Here is a 15,919-nt window from a genome sequence, read left to right as displayed (position 1 = left end):
ATGAAATGGTTGATGTTGGCGCTCGGCAGCGCCGCCCTGATCGCAAATGCACCCGCCTTTGCCCAGTCCGCGCCGCAAGCCACGCATCCGTCCGTGCTGTTCAAGACCACGGCGGGCGATATCCGCGTCGAACTGTATCCTGAGAAAGCGCCGAAGTCGGTCGCGAACTTCCTCGAGTATGTGAAATCCGGCCAGTACAGCGGCACGATTTTCCATCGTGTGATTCGCGGCTTCATGATCCAGGGCGGCGGCTACACGCAGAGTTTCGCGGAAAAGCCGACCCGCGCGCCGATTCCGCTCGAAAGCCGTAACGGCCTGAAGAACGCCGCCGGCACGCTCGCGATGGCGCGCACCAGCGACCCGAATTCGGCCACCGCGCAATTCTTCATCAACACGGTCGACAACACCGGCCTCGACTACCCGAATCCGGACGGCAACGGCTACGCGGTGTTCGGCAAGGTCACGGGCGGCATGGACGTCGTGAAGAAGATCGAAGGCACGCCTACCACGTCGCGTGGTCCAATGAGCGATGTACCGCAAACGCCGATCGTGATCGAATCGGCAAGCGTGGTCGGCAAATAAGCAAACAAGCGGCCGGCGGCGTTGCGCGGCATGATCCGCGCCGCGCCGAAACGGCCCCGTCGATATTTACCGGCGCCTCTGGCGCGGCCCGCTCGCCGGACATCGCAGCACGTCCGATGCAACGCGCCGCGCTTCCTCTCACTCGCACCTTTAAGGATTTCATCATGGTCGAACTCCATACGAACCACGGCATCATCAAGATCGAACTGAACGCTGAGAAAGCACCGAAGTCGGTCGAGAACTTCCTGAACTACGTGAAGGCCGGCCACTACGACAACACGGTGTTCCACCGCGTGATCGACGGCTTCATGATCCAGGGCGGCGGCTTCGAACCCGGCATGAAGCAAAAGCCGACGGCCGAGCCGATCACGAACGAAGCGAACAACGGTCTGAAGAACGTCAACGGTTCGGTCGCGATGGCGCGCACCAACGACCCGCATTCGGCCACCGCGCAGTTCTTCATCAACGTGAACGACAACGACTTCCTGAACCACTCGTCGCCGACGCCGCAAGGCTGGGGCTACGCGGTGTTCGCCCAGGTCGTCGACGGTCTGGATATCGTCGAAAAGATCAAGAAGGTGAAGACCGGCTCGAAGGGCTTTCACCAGGACGTGCCGGCCGATGACGTCGTCATCGAAAAGGCAGTCGTCGTAGAGTAAGGGCGAATCGCGTCGGTCCGACGCGATTCATGCGGGCCGGTCGCGCTGCGCGGTAGATGCCGCCGCGCCACCGGCCCGCGGTCCGTCAAACGTTTTAACCACAGCACTCAGGCACACTTCGATGCTGCAAGAAACGCCGCTGCGAAGCGTCGCCGCAGGCGTGCCTGGCGAGGGCAAACGCCCGCACGCCGCACGCCCGTTTTTTTTTATCTCGGATCTCCATCTGAGCGACGCGATCCCGCACACGGTCGCGGCATTCGAGCACTTCGTCCGCGTCACGGCCGAACAGGCGGATTCCGTGTTTATCCTCGGGGATCTGTTCGAATACTGGATCGGCGACGACATGCTCGCCGAACCGTTCGTCGCACGCATGGCGGCGCTGATGCACACGTTGCCGGAACGCGGCATCGCGCTCTACATCATGCACGGCAATCGCGATTTCCTGATGGGCAAGCGCTTCATGAAAGCGGCCGGCGCAATCTGGCTGCCCGATCCGTTCGTGATCACCGCTTTCGGCACACGCATCGCGCTCGCGCACGGTGACGCGCTATGCACCGCCGATCGTGGCTATCAGTGGTTTCGCAAGCTGGCGCGCAGTCGCTTTGCGCAGATGCTGTTTCTGGCGTGGCCTTACCGTTGGCGGCGGGCGCTGGCCGAACGGATGCGCTCCGACAGCGAAGCGGGACGCGCCCGTCCGCCGCTGCCGAAATACGACGTGACTGCCGAAGGCGTCGGCGCGCTGTTCAAAAAGACCGGCACGACCACGCTGATTCACGGCCATACGCACCGGCCGGCGCAGCATCGCGAGCCGGGCGGCACGCGCTGGGTCCTGCCCGATTGGGATCTGGACCACGGCGCGCACGGTGAAAAGCGCGGCGGCTACTTGCGCATCGATACCGAAGGAATTCGCGCGTACCGACTCGATTGATGCGTCACGCGTTCTGACCAACGCCGGCGACAGGCTGCGGCGTGCCTTCGAGCGCCGCCGACAGACGACGCAAATCGATCAACGCGGCATCCGTACCTTGCATCGCTTCCAGACTCGCACCCAGACGCTCCAGCGCGCCGACGATTTCGTCGATGCGCTGCGTTTGCGTCGCCGCGTGATCGATCAGACCGTGGATGGCCAGCGACATCGGATCGTCCGCGTTCGGCGTGATCCCGTATGCGCAGAACGCGTTGCGCGGCGCCGCGGATTTGTCGGCGGCTGGGGCGGCGGCCGCCTGCGCAGCTTGCGCCGCCGTTGCCGCGACGATCACGCGCGCCGGATTGCCGACCGCCGTGCCACCCGCAGGCACCGGCTTCACGACCACCGCGTTCGAGCCGATCTTCGCGTCGGCGCCGATCGTAAAGCCGCCGAGCACTTTCGCCCCGGCCCCGACGATCACGCCGCGCTCGAGCGTCGGATGGCGCTTCGCACCGCGCGTGAGCGACGTGCCGCCGAGCGTCACGCCCTGATAGATCGTGCAATCGTCACCGACTTCCGCCGTCTCGCCGATCACGACGCCCATGCCGTGATCGATAAACACGCGCCGCCCCATCGTCGCGCCCGGATGGATTTCGATACCGGTCAGGAAACGCGCGAATTGCGACACGCAGCGCGCGAGCCAGCGGCGCTTCGCGAGCCAGCAGGCGTGCGCAAAACGATGCAGGATCAGTGCGTGCAGGCCCGGATAGCACGTCAGCACTTCCCAGGCGCTGCGAGCGGCGGGATCGCGCTCGCGGATCGTGGCGATGTCTTCGCGGAGTCGGGTGAACATGGCAGTCGCGTTGTAAGGGGGAAATCGTCGCGGCCCGGCGGGCGCACGACACGCTGCTGCCGTTAGCACAACGGCAGCGAGTCTTATGACGTTTTCGGGATTGTAGGGCGATTGCGGCGAAGCTGCCGGAAGCCCCCGCGCGCGACAAGGTCGTCCGCGCGGCCTGAAAATCAGCGCGGCGAACCGTCGCCGCTACGCACCTTCAGCAGAATATGTTTGGCGATGCCACGCACGATATTCACCTCTTCGCGTTCCAGACCCGAACGCGCGAACAGCCGACGCAAGCGCGACATCAGTTTCTTCGGATTGTCGCGATCGAGAAAGTCGAGCGCGACCAGCGCGTCTTCGAGATGCGTGAACATGCCTTCGATTTCATCGCTCGGCGCGCGTGGCGCGGGCGGCTCGACCGACGCGGCGGGATCTGCGTGACCGGCGACATGCGCGACGCTGCCGGCATCGAGAAACGCCGTGCGCAATTCATAGGCGAGCACCTGAACGGCTTGCGCGAGATTGAGCGAGCTATACGCGGGGTTCGCCGGAATATGCGCGAGCACGCTACAGCGTTCGACGTCTTCGTTCGACAGGCCGGTGCGTTCGTTGCCGAATACCAGCGCGATTTCTCCCTGCGACGCATACTGCCGCGCGTCGCCCGCCGCGACCCGTGGCGTCAGTTGCGGCGGACCGTATTCGCGCATCCGCGCAGTCATCGCCACCGACCACTGCACGCCCGCGAGCGCATCCTGCAGGCTCGATACCACGTGCACGGACGCGAGCACATCGTCTGCGCCGCTGGCCATTGCGATCGCTTCCGGATCGTTCTGCACGTTCGGTACGCGCGGCGACACCAGCACCAGCCGCGCGAAGCCCATCGTCTTGATCGCGCGCGCCGCAGCGCCGACATTGCCCGGATGACTCGGCTCGACCAGCACGAAGCGCGTCGACGTGAAGCCGCCGGCGACGGGCGTGTGCGCGTCGGCATCGCCGGTTGCGCTGAAAGAGGATGACGGTGTGACGGGCGGTTGGGACACGATGGGTTCGCAGCAAAAGTAGGACTCGAAGACCCGTATGGTAGCGCCAACCGGGTCACGAACCCAGCCGCGAGACGCCGGGTTGGCCGTTCGGCCAGGGTTTCGGGCGGATTCGGGGACTTTCCAGCCCGCTTGCGCGCGCTCGGGCACGTTCAGGCGCGTCCGGACACACCCACGCACCGTCAGACCGACTCACGCCGGGACGGTCCTCCGAAATCTCCGCGCCGCCCTCACCTCGCGATGCCGCCGTGCCCAGACTCGGGTAAAATCTCAATATTCGCGCCGCGCCGGTCACTCCCGGTCCGCCGGTCGCCCTGTTCTTATCCAATTCGTCTTTCGTCAACGGAACGTCCGCTGAACCCCGTCATGCGTGGGTGCAGCCCCGTTTCAGCTATACCGGTACGCAGCCGTGCTGCGCCGGCACAAGGATCCGCCTCATGCATCCCATGCTCAACATCGCCATCAAGGCTGCTCGCCGCGCCGCGCAGATCATCAATCGCGCGTCGCTCGATCTCGACCTGATCCAGGTCAGCAAGAAACAGCACAACGATTTCGTGACGGAAGTCGATAAGGCCGCGGAAGCTGCCATCATCGATACGCTCAAGACCGCGTATCCGGATCACGCGATCCTCGCCGAAGAATCGGGCCAGTCCGACAACGAATCCGATTACCAGTGGATCATCGATCCGCTCGACGGCACGACCAACTTCATCCACGGCTTCCAGTACTACTGCGTGTCCATCGCGCTCGCGCACAAGGGCGTCGTCACGCAGGCCGTCGTCTACGATCCGACCCGCAACGACCTGTTCACCGCCTCGCGCGGCAGCGGCGCGTTCCTGAACGACCGCCGCATCCGCGTCGCGAAGCGCGACCGTCTGGCCGACGGCCTGATCGGCACGGGCTTCCCGTTCCGTGAGCAGGACAGCCTCGGCGCGTACACGCGCATGTTCACCGAAATGACCGAAGCCTGCGCGGGCCTGCGTCGTCCGGGCGCGGCTGCGCTGGATCTCGCCAACGTCGCGGCCGGCCGCATGGACGGCTTCTTCGAACAGGGTCTGAATCCGTGGGACGTCGCCGCGGGCAGCCTGCTGATCACCGAAGCGGGCGGTCTGGTGGGTAACTACACCGGCGACTCGAACTTCCTGCACGTCGGCGAAATCGTCGCGGGCAATCCGAAGATCTACGCACAGATGGTGCCGATCCTGTCGCGCTACAGCCGCACCAAACAGAAAGCGAAAGACGAAAACAAGGCCGACTAAGCCTCGCGGACCGATCCGTCAGACGAACGGCTGACGGGCGAGCGGGTCGAGGTCACGGCCCGCTAACACTCCGAAACAAAAAAAGGCGGCTACGGCCGCCTTTTTCGTCTGTGTCGTCAGCGGCGCGGATAGCTTCATGCTACAAGACGGCAAGACCGCCCGCCTCGGCTGCGGCGGCGTTCGCCGCCCACGTCGCGACCCCGTGCACGATTACCGCTCCGCTCAATGAAAAAAGGTTTCTACACGATCATCGCGGCACAGTTCATCTCGTCGCTCGCCGACAATGCACTGCTGATCGCCGCCATCGCGCTTCTGACGGTGATCCGTTCGCCCGCGTGGATCACGCCGCTGCTGCAGATCTTCTTTACCGTGTCTTACGTGCTGCTCGCGCCTTTTGTCGGCGCATTCGCCGACGCGCTGCAAAAGCGCCACGTGATGTTCGTCTCCAATGCGCTGAAAGCCGGCGGCTGCCTGATGATGATCTGCGGCGTGCATCCGATGCTCGCGTATGCCGTGGTCGGCTTCGGCGCCGCCGCGTATTCGCCGGCGAAATACGGCATTCTCACCGAGCTTCTGCCGCCCGATAAACTGGTGCAGGCGAACGCGTGGCTCGAATCGGCCACGGTGCTGTCGACGATCGTCGGCACGATGCTGGGCGGCGCGCTGATCAGCAATTACGCGGTCCATTACGTGTCGCATGCGCATCTGCCGCTGATCCACTCCGCCGCCGATCTCGCGATGCTCGCGGTGATGATCACCTACGCGATCGCCGCCGCGCTGAACGTCGGCATTCCCGACACGGGCGCGCGCTATCCGAACCGGCTGACCGAACCGGGCAAACTGATCGGCGATTTCGCGAACTGCTTCAACGTGTTGTGGGCCGACAAGCTTGCGCAGATTGCGCTGTGGGTCACGACGCTGATGTGGGGCGGCGCGGTTACGCTGCAACTGCTGGTGCTCAAGTGGGCGGACGCGAATCTCGGCCTGACGCTGTCGAAAGCGGCGGTGATGCAAGGCGTGACCGGGCTCGGGATTGCAGTCGGCGCGACGGCCGCGGCCGCATGGATTCCGCTGCGCAGTTCGTTGCGCGTGCTGCCGGTCGGCATCATCACCGGCGCGGTGGCGATTGCAATGGCCTTCTACAACAAGAACCTGTTTCCGCCCGGACTCGGCTTTCATATCGGTCCGCTGAGCATGCCGATTTACATCCTGCTCGCGTATCCGATGATGATCCTGCTCGGCGCGTTGTCGGGTTTCTTTATCGTGCCGATGAACGCGGTTCTCCAGCATCGCGGTGCAACGCTGCTGTCCGCGGGTCATTCGATCGCCGTGCAGAATTTCAACCAGAACCTCGCCGTGTTGCTGATGCTCGGCCTGTATGCGTTGCTGCTCACCGCGAAGATGCCGGTGCAATGGATCATCGTGGTGTTCGGCACCTTCATTACCTTCATGATGTGGCTCGCGAAACGGCGCAGCGACGCGAACGCGCGGCAGGTCGATCTGCGCGCGCTGGTCGAGTAATGACCCGGAAACCGGCGCAATCAGCGCCACATCCTTCGAGTATCGCCCGTCTGCGCGATGCGCAACAGATCGGCCATCCGGCCAGGTTCGCGCGACGGCACGACGGGTTAAACTCACGCCCTATACCGTACTTGCAAGAAAGACACTGAAATTGGCCACCCCTACCGCAGCGGCTAGCGACGTCGCACAACACACGCCGATGATGCAGCAATTTTTGCGCATCAAGGCCGACCATCCGGACACGCTGGTGTTCTACCGGATGGGCGACTTTTACGAGCTCTTTTTCGAAGACGCCGAGAAAGCCGCGCGCCTGCTCGATCTGACGCTGACTCAACGCGGCGCATCGGCGGGCACGCCGATCAAGATGGCGGGCGTTCCGCATCACGCGTGCGAACAGTATCTGGCGAAGCTCGTGAAGCTCGGCGAATCGGTCGCGATCTGCGAACAGATCGGCGATCCGGCCACGTCGAAGGGTCCGGTCGAACGCAAGGTCGTACGCGTCGTCACGCCCGGCACGCTGACCGACGCGGCGCTGCTGTCCGACAAGAACGACGTGTTTCTGCTCGCGATGTGCGTCGGACACAACCGGCGCGGCGTGCCGACCAATGTCGGTCTTGCGTGGCTGAATCTGGCAAGCGGCGCATTGCGCCTCACCGAAGTCGCGCCCGACCAGGTCGGCACCGCGCTCGAACGCATCCGTCCGGCTGAAATCCTCGTTGCAGACACGCCGTCCGATACGAACACGTGGACGCCGCCAGTAGGTTTCGGCGCGCTGACACGCGTGCCCGTCTGGCATTTCGACGTGACGTCGGGCACGCAACGTCTGTGCGATCAACTCGACGTCGCCGGGCTCGACGGTTTCGGCGCGCACTCGCTGTCGAGCGCGTGCGGCGCGGCCGGCGCGCTGCTGCTCTACGCGGCGGCCACGCAAGGTCAGCAATTGCGTCACGTGCGCAGCCTGAAAGTCGAGTTGGAATCGGAATACATCGGACTCGATCCGTCCACGCGTCGCAATCTCGAATTGACCGAGACCCTGCGCGGTACCGAGTCGCCCACGCTCTGCTCGTTGCTCGACACCTGTTGCACGACGATGGGCAGTCGTCTGCTGCGTCACTGGCTGCATCATCCGCCGCGCGATGCATCGATCGCGCAGGCGCGCCAGCAAGCTATCGGCGCACTGCTCGACGCGCCGCCGGGCGCGGGCGTCGAACCATTGCGCAGCGCGTTGCGCCAGATCAGCGACATCGAACGGATCACCGGCCGGCTTGCGTTGCTGTCCGCACGTCCGCGCGATCTGTCGAGCTTGCGCGATACGTTTATCGCGTTGCCCGAATTGCGCACGCAGCTCGCGGCAGTGACGGCGGCGGCCGACTCGCTGGCGCGCATCGACGCGGCGCTGGAACCGCCTGCGCCATGCGTCGAGTTGTTGCAACGCGCGGTCGCACCGGAACCGGCCGCGATGATCCGCGACGGCGGCGTGATTGCGCGCGGCTACGATGCCGATCTCGACGAACTTCGCGACATCTCGGAAAACTGCGGCCAGTTCCTGATCGATCTCGAAACCCGCGAACGCGCGCGCACCGGCATCAACAATCTGCGCGTCGAATACAACAAGGTTCACGGTTTCTATATCGAAGTCACGCGCGGTCAAACCGACAAGGTGCCGGACGACTATCGCCGTCGTCAGACGCTGAAAAACGCCGAGCGCTACATCACGCCGGAACTGAAAACGTTCGAAGACAAGGCGCTGTCCGCGCAGGAACGTGCACTCGCACGCGAGAAGTCGCTGTACGACGCGCTGCTGCAATCGCTGTTGCCGTTTATCGCCGATTGCCAGCGTGTCGCCAGCGCGCTCGCCGAACTCGATCTGCTGACCGCGTTCGCCGAACGTGCACGCGCGCTCGACTGGGTCGCGCCGAGCTTCAGTTTGAGCGCCGGCATCGACATCGAACAGGGGCGTCACCCGGTCGTCGAAGCGCAGGTCGAGCAGTTCATCGCCAACGACTGCGTGCTCAATCCCGAGCGCAAGCTATTGCTGATCACCGGCCCGAACATGGGCGGTAAGTCCACGTTCATGCGGCAGACCGCGCTGATTGCGCTGATGGCTTACGTGGGCAGTTACGTGCCCGCGCGTCGCGCCGCCTTCGGCCCGATCGACCGCATCTTCACGCGTATCGGCGCCGCCGACGACCTGGCCGGCGGCCGCTCCACGTTTATGGTGGAAATGACGGAAGCCGCCGCGATCCTGAACGACGCGACACCGCAAAGTCTCGTGCTGATGGACGAGATCGGGCGCGGCACCTCGACCTTCGACGGCCTCGCGCTCGCGTGGGCAATCGCCCGTCATCTGCTGTCGCACAACGCGTGTCACACGTTGTTCGCCACGCACTACTTCGAGCTGACGCAACTGCCGCTCGAATTCGCGCAGGCGGCGAACGTGCATCTGTCGGCGGTCGAACATGGCCACAACATCGTGTTCCTGCACGCGGTCGACGAAGGTCCGGCAAGCCAGAGTTACGGCTTGCAGGTCGCGCAACTCGCCGGTGTGCCGACCGCGGTGATCCGCGCGGCGCGCAAGCATCTGGCGCATCTCGAACAGCAATCGGCGGGACAGCCTACGCCGCAACTCGACCTGTTCGCCGCGCCCGTTCTGATCGCCGAAGATCGTGACGACGATGCACCGGCCGCCGCCGCGTTGCCGGTCTCGACGCAAACGCTGCTGGACCGGCTTCGCGCGCTCGACCCGAACGACCTGCGTCCGCGCGATGCGCTCGACCTGCTGTATGAACTGCATGACCTGGCCGTTGCGCCGGATGCGGACCGTTGAGCGGCGTGATGTCCACCGCGCGCCGCACGCTTTGCGTGCGGCGCGACGCATCGCATTCGACGATGCGTTCGCGCAGCTGATTCCGCGCGCAACCCGCAGTTTCGTTTCGCTGATCTCGCGGCCGGCATCGGCTTCATGGCTGCTGGCCCTGTTCGCGCTATTCATTCTGTCCACGCCCGACGCACGCGCCGCCGCGCCACGTTACAGCTTCGCGGTCATCGCCGGCACGATGACGGGCAGCGGCGACGAAGCGCCGACCCAACGCCTGATCGATGCGATCGGTCGCGAGCGCGATCTGTCGTTCATCGTCTACGACGGCAACCTGAAAGGCGCCAAAGAAGCGTGCCGGGATTCACTTTACGAACGACGTCACGTGGTGCTCGACACGTCGCGCGTACCGCTCGTGTTCGTGCCGGGCCAACACGACTGGACCGATTGCGGCAGCACCGAAGCCGGCTCGTTCGATCCCGTGGAACGCCTCGATCTGCTGCGTCAGACGCTATTCTCCGATCCCACGTCACTCGGCCTGACAACCGTCAACCTGACGCGCGAAAGCGAAGTCGCACGTTTTCATCAATATCGGGAAAACGTCCGCTGGCAATCCGACGACACAGTCTTCGTGGGTTTGAACGCGCCAGGCCCGAACAACCATTATCTAAGCGCGGGCGGACGCAACGGCGAGTTCGAGGACCGGGTCATCGCCAACGCGTTCTGGCTCGAACACGCCGCCGAATATGCGAAACGCCGCGACGCGCGGGCGCTCGTGATTTTCATGCAAGGCGATCCCGATCCAGAACGCTATGAGCGGCCGGAACGCTTCGCGTGGTTGCGCTTCGGGCGCAATACGCGTCGGGATGGCTATCTGGAATTGAAACGCACGATGGTGAAGGTCGCGGAGATTTTCCACGGACCGGTAGTGCTAATTCATTGCGACGACGATCACGCGCCGAAAGGCTTTCTGATCGATCAGCCGCTACGCAATGACAAAGGTGCTGTGGTGACGAATCTGACGCGAATCGCGTTGGCGCCGCATGAGCGCCTGAGCCAATGGATTCAGATTGATGTGGATCTGGCGCGACGTCCGCCATTCCGGGTGAGTGTGCACGATGTGCCGAAGAATGTGCCGCTGCCGCCGATGCTGCCGCAGCCGTCGCGGGAACTGCCCGGCTCCGCGCCTGCGATGCCGGAAGTGCCGAACCTGAGTCCGGCTTCCGAATTGCCGCCGATCTTGCCGACACCGCCTGCGCCGTCGCAACAGGACATGCCGAACAGCCCGCCCGTAAACGGCGACGCGCCGGCTTCGAGCGGCGCGCCATCCGGTTACTGACGGATACCGTCGGGGGTCGCGGTGATCAGCGACCCGGTTCCGGACGGTTGGGTGTGACTTCGGACTTCGGACTTCAGCTTTAGTGCAGCGTCGGAGCCGACGGCGTGTCGTCTTCGTCGTCGTCTTCATCGAGCACTTCGAGGCCATCTGCGCCATGCGCGTGCTCATGCTGGATTTCGTCTTCGGTAGCGGGACGGACTTCCTTCACCGACAGGTCGAAACGCAGCGCCATACCCGCGAGCGGATGATTGCCGTCGAGCACGACCTTGTCTTCGGCGACGTCGGTCACGATGTAGACCAGCGAGTCCAGGTCTTCGTCACCTTCTTCCGGCGTGCCTTCAAACTGCATGCCGACTTCGAGCGGCTCGGGAAAGCGGTCACGCGGCTCGATCTTCACGAGTTCCGGATCGTACTCGCCGAATGCATCTTGCGGTTCGAGCTGGACTGCAGTCTCGAAGCCGGCCTCGTGGCCGTCGAGCTCTTCCTCGATCTTGGGGAACGTGCCATCATAGCCGCCGTGCAGATAGACCATCGGCTCGTCGCTTTCCTCGATCAGATTGCCCTGCGCATCCGACAGCTTGTAAGCGACCGACACGACGGTGTTCTTTGCGATTTTCATTCGATTCTCCAGAATACAACTCACATTATACGATGCCCAAGCGGCCCCAAGACCACCCGGCGCAAGCCGGTTCGACCCGGTTCACGATGCCGGTGCTGCCGCCCTCGCCCGACACGCCCACGCCACTGCTCGGTAACCTGACGCCCGCACAATTCATGCGCAGGTACTGGCAGAAAAAGCCGCTGCTGATTCGCCAGGCCATTCCCGACATCGTGGCCCCGCTGTCGCGCGATGAACTGTTCGAGCTCGCCGATCAGGACGAAGTCGAATCCCGGCTCATCACGCATTTCCGCAACAAGTGGCAGATGGAGCACGGCCCTTTCGCGCCCGACGAACTGCCTTCGGTCAAACAGCGTGCCTGGACCCTGCTCGTGCAAGGCGTCGATCTTCACGACGATCGCGCGCGTGCGTTGCTCGACCGCTTCCGTTTCGTGCCCGACGCGCGCCTCGACGACCTGATGATCTCCTATGCGACCAACGGCGGCGGTGTCGGTGCGCATTTCGACTCCTACGACGTCTTCCTGTTGCAGGTTCATGGCAAGCGCCGCTGGCGCATCGGCGCGCAAAAAGACCTGAGCTTGCGCGACGACCTGCCGTTGAAAGTTTTACAGCACTTCGAGCCCGAAGAGGAATGGGTACTCGAACCAGGCGACATGTTGTATCTGCCGCCGCATATCGCCCACGACGGTATCGCCGAAGGCGAGTGCATGACGTGCTCGATCGGCTTTCGTGCACCGTCTACCGGCGAGCTCACCTCGCAGTTCCTCTATCACCTCGCCGAACGCGGCGAACGTGAAGCCGATGAAGCCCCTGCCGATCGCGCGCCGCAGTTGTATCGGGATCCGCAACAGCCGGCCGTGGCTCATCCGGGTGAACTGCCGCAAGCGCTGGTCGACCGGTTGGGCGCGATCCTTGCTGGCGTCAAATGGAACGAGCATGACATCGGCGCATTCCTCGGTACGTATCTGAGCGAACCCAAGCCGACGGTCGTATTCGACGCACCCGAAAAACCATTGACGGAAGCCCGTTTCAATGCAGTTGCATCGAAGTCTGGCATCCGGCTCGATCGTAAAGCATCGATGTTATATAACCGACGCTTTTTCTTCCTGAATGGAGAACAAAGTCGGATTGCCGGCGTTAAAAAATGGGTAGTTGAACTCGCCGACAACCGGTGTTTGAGTGCGAAACGCTTTGTAACACTCTCAGACGATTCGTCGGTGACAGCATTGCTACACGAGTGGTATTGTGCGGGCTGGATACAGGTCGGCGAGTTTGCTTGAAAGGCTTGCCGGGCGTTGTACCGCACTGTGAAATTTTGTATGAGAAAGACAACGTATTGACCCCGCATTTGTCGACGGTCACTACGAAAGTGCCTATAATTTCCGCCCAAGCCGTAGGGAAGATTCACGCTCATAAGTGCGTCTCCACCAGCGGCCAAAGTCGGTGTTGGAGCACATTACCGGTATTATTTAGCGCTGTTGCTTACCTTTAACCATAAAAGGACGTGATCATGAAGAAATCCCTCCTCGTAGCATCCCTGTTGGCAGCTGTGGCATTGGCTGCGTGCAACAAGAGCAGCGACCAAGCTGCTGCACCGGCTAGCGACGCTGCTGCCGCATCGGCACCGGCTGCTGCAGCTTCGGATTCGGCAGCTGCTGCATCGGGCGCTGCTGCTGCTGCGAGCGACGCTGCTGCTTCGGCTACGACGGCTGCTTCGGACGCAGGCGCTGCTGCTTCGGCTGCTGCTCCGGCTTCGGGCGCAAGCCAGTAAGCTGTTGCACATTCGCCTTTTGGCGGATTCGCTGCATCGGGGGATCGTCTGATCTCCTGGGCGGCAAAGCAAAACGCCACGGATTCATCTCCGTGGCGTTTTGCTTTTAAGGCTCGATCTGTATCTGAGTCTCGATGCGTGCAGGTGTCAACACACGTTCGATAACCTGCGCGATTCAATACGTGAATTCAACACGTTTCCAATCGCTACGGTTTGTAGCCAGATGCACGCGGCCACGCTGCAAATCGCACACGCGGCCACCGCATTACGCGCGTTGTTTCGACGCGGCTTTCTCTTCAAAGAACGCTCTCACTACATCGATCTCACGCGTGCGCTTGAACGGCGGCAGACTCTGCCAGATCCGGCGCCCATACGGCTTATCGACGAGCCGCGTATCGCAGATCATCAACACGCCACGATCCGTTTCCGCGCGAATCAGGCGCCCAGCGCCCTGCTTCAACGTAATCACGGCCTGAGGCAACTGGTGGACCGCGAACGGGCTGAGCCCTTTCTTGGTCAGCGCTTCGAGCCTTGCCGACAGCACGGGGTCGTCGGGCGGCGCAAACGGCAGCTTGTCGATCACCACCAGCGACAACGCATCGCCGCGCACATCGACACCTTCCCAGAAGCTTTGACTGCCGACGAGGATCGCATTGCCATACGCGCGAAAACGATCCAGCAGTTCGGTACGGCTCGCGTCGCCCTGAACCAGCAGCGGTGTATCCCAGCCACGCGATTCGATGACGTCGCGCAACTTCGTCGCAATCCGGTCGACCGCGCGCAGCGTCGTGCACAACATGAACACGCCGCCGCCCGCGGCTTCGATCGCGGGTAACGCGGCGTCGAACACGGCGTCGGTGAACATCGGCGACGACGGTTGCGGCAAGTTGCGCGGCACGTACAGCAAGCCTTGCTCGGGATAATCGAACGGGCTGGGCAGCGTCATCGAACGACGTGCGTTCAGGCCCATTTGCGCGGCGTAATGCGTGAAGTCGCCACGCACCGACAGCGTCGCCGACGTGAAGATCCACGCGCGCGGCACGCCTGCGCGCTGCTTCGCGAAAATCGGCGCGACCGACAGCGGCGTCTCGTGCAACTGCACCGTGTGCGAGAACACTTCGATCCAGCGGACCTTTTCGTTAGGGTCGCTCTTCTGCGATTTCCCGTTGTCGCCGGACGCGGACGCAGCACCCGACGCCGATTCCCGTTCCGCTTCAGTGGGCGGCGTGGTCCATCCGGACAGAATATCTTGCAATTCGCGCGCCCGACGCAGACACACGCCGATCGATTCCGCGCGCTCCGCCTGGCTCGACAACGCGGACGTGAGCGCATCCAGTTCGGTCTCGAGCACGTCGAGCGCGCCGAACAATGGGTGATCGTCGGACAGCTGACCGATCGACAACCTCACCACTTCTTCCTTGAACGCAAGCCGCACATCCCGAGCGGCCTTTTCGAGCGCGGCGCCGAGCTTCACCCAGTCCACCGTCTCGCGCGCGTGCCCCAAGCCTTCGGCGACGCTATCGCGTGCGAGTTCGAGGAATTGCGTCGTGGACAAGGTTTCGCCGAAGAACAGCGTTGCGGTTTCAGGCAGTTGATGTGCTTCGTCGAAGATCACCGTGTTCGCGGTGGGCAGCAACTCGGCCATGCCGGTATCGCGCAGCATGATGTCCGCGAAAAACAGATGGTGATTGACCACCACGATATCGGCCTGCTGCGCCTCGCGACGCGCCTGCATCACGAAGCATTCCTTGTATTGCGGACACTCCTGACCCAGACAGTTGTCGCGCGTGGACGTCACCATCGACCACACCGCTGCCGTTTCCGGCACGCTCGCAAGCTCGGCTTTATCACCAGTCCGCGTGATCTTCGCGAAGCGGATGATGTCCTGCAAATAAGACGTTTCCTGACGCGACGGCAAGCGTCCGTTATCCGCCGTGCGTTGCAGATAGTAGTGACACAGATAGTTCGCGCGGCCCTTCAGCATTGCGATGGAAACAGGCACGGCGAGCGCGTCGCGCACGGTCGGGATATCGCGCTGGAACAACTGGTCCTGCAAGTGCTTGGTGCCGGTCGAGACGATGACCTTGCCGCCCCACAACATCGCCGGGACCAGATACGCATAGGTCTTGCCGGTGCCCGTGCCGGCCTCGACGATCAGCGTGTTCTCGCCGCCATCGACGCCATTGGCTTCGTCTTCGGGTTTCGCGGCGGACGCGTCGCCGTCCGCGGGCGCTTGCAGCTTGCGCGCGGGACGCTTCTGCGCCTCGAACATCGCGGGTTCGGGCATCGCGCGGCCGGATGCTTCCATCGCGGCGGCAACGGCGCGTGACATTTCGATCTGCGACGCGCGCGGCCGATAGCCGTCGATCTGCCGCGCGAGCAGGCCGTCGGCGGCGAAGATGTCGTTGAGTTCGGCAACGCGGCGGGGATTCAACGCAGCCGGCGTCACGCCGTTCGCGCTGCGTGCATCGCGCGCGGTGGCGGCGTCGGCTGGCGCCGGGCGGGAAGGTGTAAGCGGTGAATTCAAGGCAAGCGTTTCCTGCAAAGTCGGGCGCGCGTGGGTGAC

At 63.3% G+C, this 15,919-nt stretch carries 12 protein-coding genes; 8 read left to right on the top strand and 4 right to left on the bottom strand.

Translation table 11 applies throughout. The features are described from left to right. The 3 genes from PW947_RS26650 (at window position 1) to PW947_RS26640 (ending at window position 2,169) form a co-directional block, all read left to right on the top strand. Window positions 1–582: a peptidylprolyl isomerase gene (locus PW947_RS26650; protein ID WP_299635368.1), complete on the top strand. Its 582-nt coding sequence runs from the start codon at window positions 1–3 to the stop codon at window positions 580–582. A gap of 164 nt (window positions 583–746) precedes the next feature. After that, window positions 747–1,241: a peptidylprolyl isomerase gene (locus tag PW947_RS26645; protein ID WP_299635367.1), complete on the top strand. Its 495-nt coding sequence runs from the start codon at window positions 747–749 to the stop codon at window positions 1,239–1,241. Between the two features lie 121 nt (window positions 1,242–1,362). Next, window positions 1,363–2,169 carry a UDP-2,3-diacylglucosamine diphosphatase gene (locus PW947_RS26640; protein WP_299635366.1) on the top strand — a complete coding sequence of 269 codons (807 nt, stop codon included), beginning with the start codon at window positions 1,363–1,365 and terminating at the stop codon, window positions 2,167–2,169. Window positions 2,170–2,173: 4 nt separating this feature from the next. On the opposite strand, the gene cysE is transcribed toward PW947_RS26640, so the two are convergent. Both cysE and PW947_RS26630 read right to left on the bottom strand, forming a co-directional pair. Then, the gene (gene cysE / locus PW947_RS26635) at window positions 2,174–3,001 is read right to left on the bottom strand and encodes a serine O-acetyltransferase (RefSeq protein WP_299635365.1); all 828 of its coding nucleotides are present in this window, start codon (window positions 2,999–3,001) and stop codon (window positions 2,174–2,176) included. A 170-nt stretch (window positions 3,002–3,171) separates the two neighbouring features. After that, complete coding sequence (locus PW947_RS26630; RefSeq protein WP_299636033.1) at window positions 3,172–3,930, bottom strand: RNA methyltransferase; 759 nt, start codon at window positions 3,928–3,930, stop codon at window positions 3,172–3,174. 536 nt (window positions 3,931–4,466) lie between these two features. On the opposite strand from PW947_RS26630, the gene PW947_RS26625 reads away from it, so the two are divergent. From PW947_RS26625 to PW947_RS26610, 4 genes are all read left to right on the top strand, one after another. Further along, on the top strand, window positions 4,467–5,288 hold the full coding sequence (locus PW947_RS26625) for an inositol monophosphatase family protein (protein ID WP_299635364.1): 822 nt from the start codon (window positions 4,467–4,469) through the stop codon (window positions 5,286–5,288). A 225-nt stretch (window positions 5,289–5,513) separates the two neighbouring features. Further along, window positions 5,514–6,809 (top strand): lysophospholipid transporter LplT, encoded by a 1,296-nt coding sequence (lplT, locus tag PW947_RS26620; RefSeq protein WP_299635363.1) that lies wholly within the window; start codon window positions 5,514–5,516, stop codon window positions 6,807–6,809. A 151-nt stretch (window positions 6,810–6,960) separates the two neighbouring features. Beyond that, the gene (gene mutS / locus PW947_RS26615; protein WP_299635362.1) at window positions 6,961–9,636 is read left to right on the top strand and encodes a DNA mismatch repair protein MutS; all 2,676 of its coding nucleotides are present in this window, start codon (window positions 6,961–6,963) and stop codon (window positions 9,634–9,636) included. Next, window positions 9,602–10,963: a hypothetical protein gene (locus tag PW947_RS26610; protein WP_299636031.1), complete on the top strand. Its 1,362-nt coding sequence runs from the start codon at window positions 9,602–9,604 to the stop codon at window positions 10,961–10,963. The genes mutS and PW947_RS26610 overlap by 35 nt, the downstream gene beginning before the upstream one ends. A gap of 79 nt (window positions 10,964–11,042) precedes the next feature. On the opposite strand, the gene PW947_RS26605 is transcribed toward PW947_RS26610, so the two are convergent. Further along, the gene (locus PW947_RS26605; RefSeq protein ID WP_299635361.1) at window positions 11,043–11,582 is read right to left on the bottom strand and encodes a peptidylprolyl isomerase; all 540 of its coding nucleotides are present in this window, start codon (window positions 11,580–11,582) and stop codon (window positions 11,043–11,045) included. Between the two features lie 32 nt (window positions 11,583–11,614). On the opposite strand from PW947_RS26605, the gene PW947_RS26600 reads away from it, so the two are divergent. Further along, window positions 11,615–12,862: a cupin domain-containing protein gene (locus PW947_RS26600; protein WP_299636029.1), complete on the top strand. Its 1,248-nt coding sequence runs from the start codon at window positions 11,615–11,617 to the stop codon at window positions 12,860–12,862. A 756-nt stretch (window positions 12,863–13,618) separates the two neighbouring features. On the opposite strand, the gene PW947_RS26595 is transcribed toward PW947_RS26600, so the two are convergent. Continuing rightward, complete coding sequence (locus PW947_RS26595; RefSeq protein WP_299635360.1) at window positions 13,619–15,880, bottom strand: ATP-dependent DNA helicase; 2,262 nt, start codon at window positions 15,878–15,880, stop codon at window positions 13,619–13,621. Window positions 15,881–15,919: the final 39 nt, after the last annotated feature.

The organism is Paraburkholderia sp. (assembly GCF_028283785.1).
Taxonomy (GTDB): Bacteria; Pseudomonadota; Gammaproteobacteria; order Burkholderiales; family Burkholderiaceae; genus Paraburkholderia.
Note: the sequence above shows the minus strand (reverse complement) of the source record. Positions and strands in the feature narration are given on the sequence as shown.

Excerpts from the sequence above, each read along its gene's own strand:
- PW947_RS26650 (WP_299635368.1), top strand. The coding sequence starts at position 1 with ATGAAATGGTTGATGTTGGCGCTCGGCAGCGCCGCCCTGATCGCAAAT.
- PW947_RS26645 (WP_299635367.1), top strand. The coding sequence starts at position 747 with ATGGTCGAACTCCATACGAACCACGGCATCATCAAGATCGAACTGAAC.
- PW947_RS26640 (WP_299635366.1), top strand. The coding sequence starts at position 1,363 with ATGCTGCAAGAAACGCCGCTGCGAAGCGTCGCCGCAGGCGTGCCTGGC.
- cysE (WP_299635365.1), bottom strand. The coding sequence starts at position 3,001 with ATGTTCACCCGACTCCGCGAAGACATCGCCACGATCCGCGAGCGCGAT.
- PW947_RS26625 (WP_299635364.1), top strand. The coding sequence starts at position 4,467 with ATGCATCCCATGCTCAACATCGCCATCAAGGCTGCTCGCCGCGCCGCG.
- lplT (WP_299635363.1), top strand. The coding sequence starts at position 5,514 with ATGAAAAAAGGTTTCTACACGATCATCGCGGCACAGTTCATCTCGTCG.
- PW947_RS26610 (WP_299636031.1), top strand. The coding sequence starts at position 9,602 with ATGACCTGGCCGTTGCGCCGGATGCGGACCGTTGAGCGGCGTGATGTC.
- PW947_RS26605 (WP_299635361.1), bottom strand. The coding sequence starts at position 11,582 with ATGAAAATCGCAAAGAACACCGTCGTGTCGGTCGCTTACAAGCTGTCG.
- PW947_RS26600 (WP_299636029.1), top strand. The coding sequence starts at position 11,615 with ATGCCCAAGCGGCCCCAAGACCACCCGGCGCAAGCCGGTTCGACCCGG.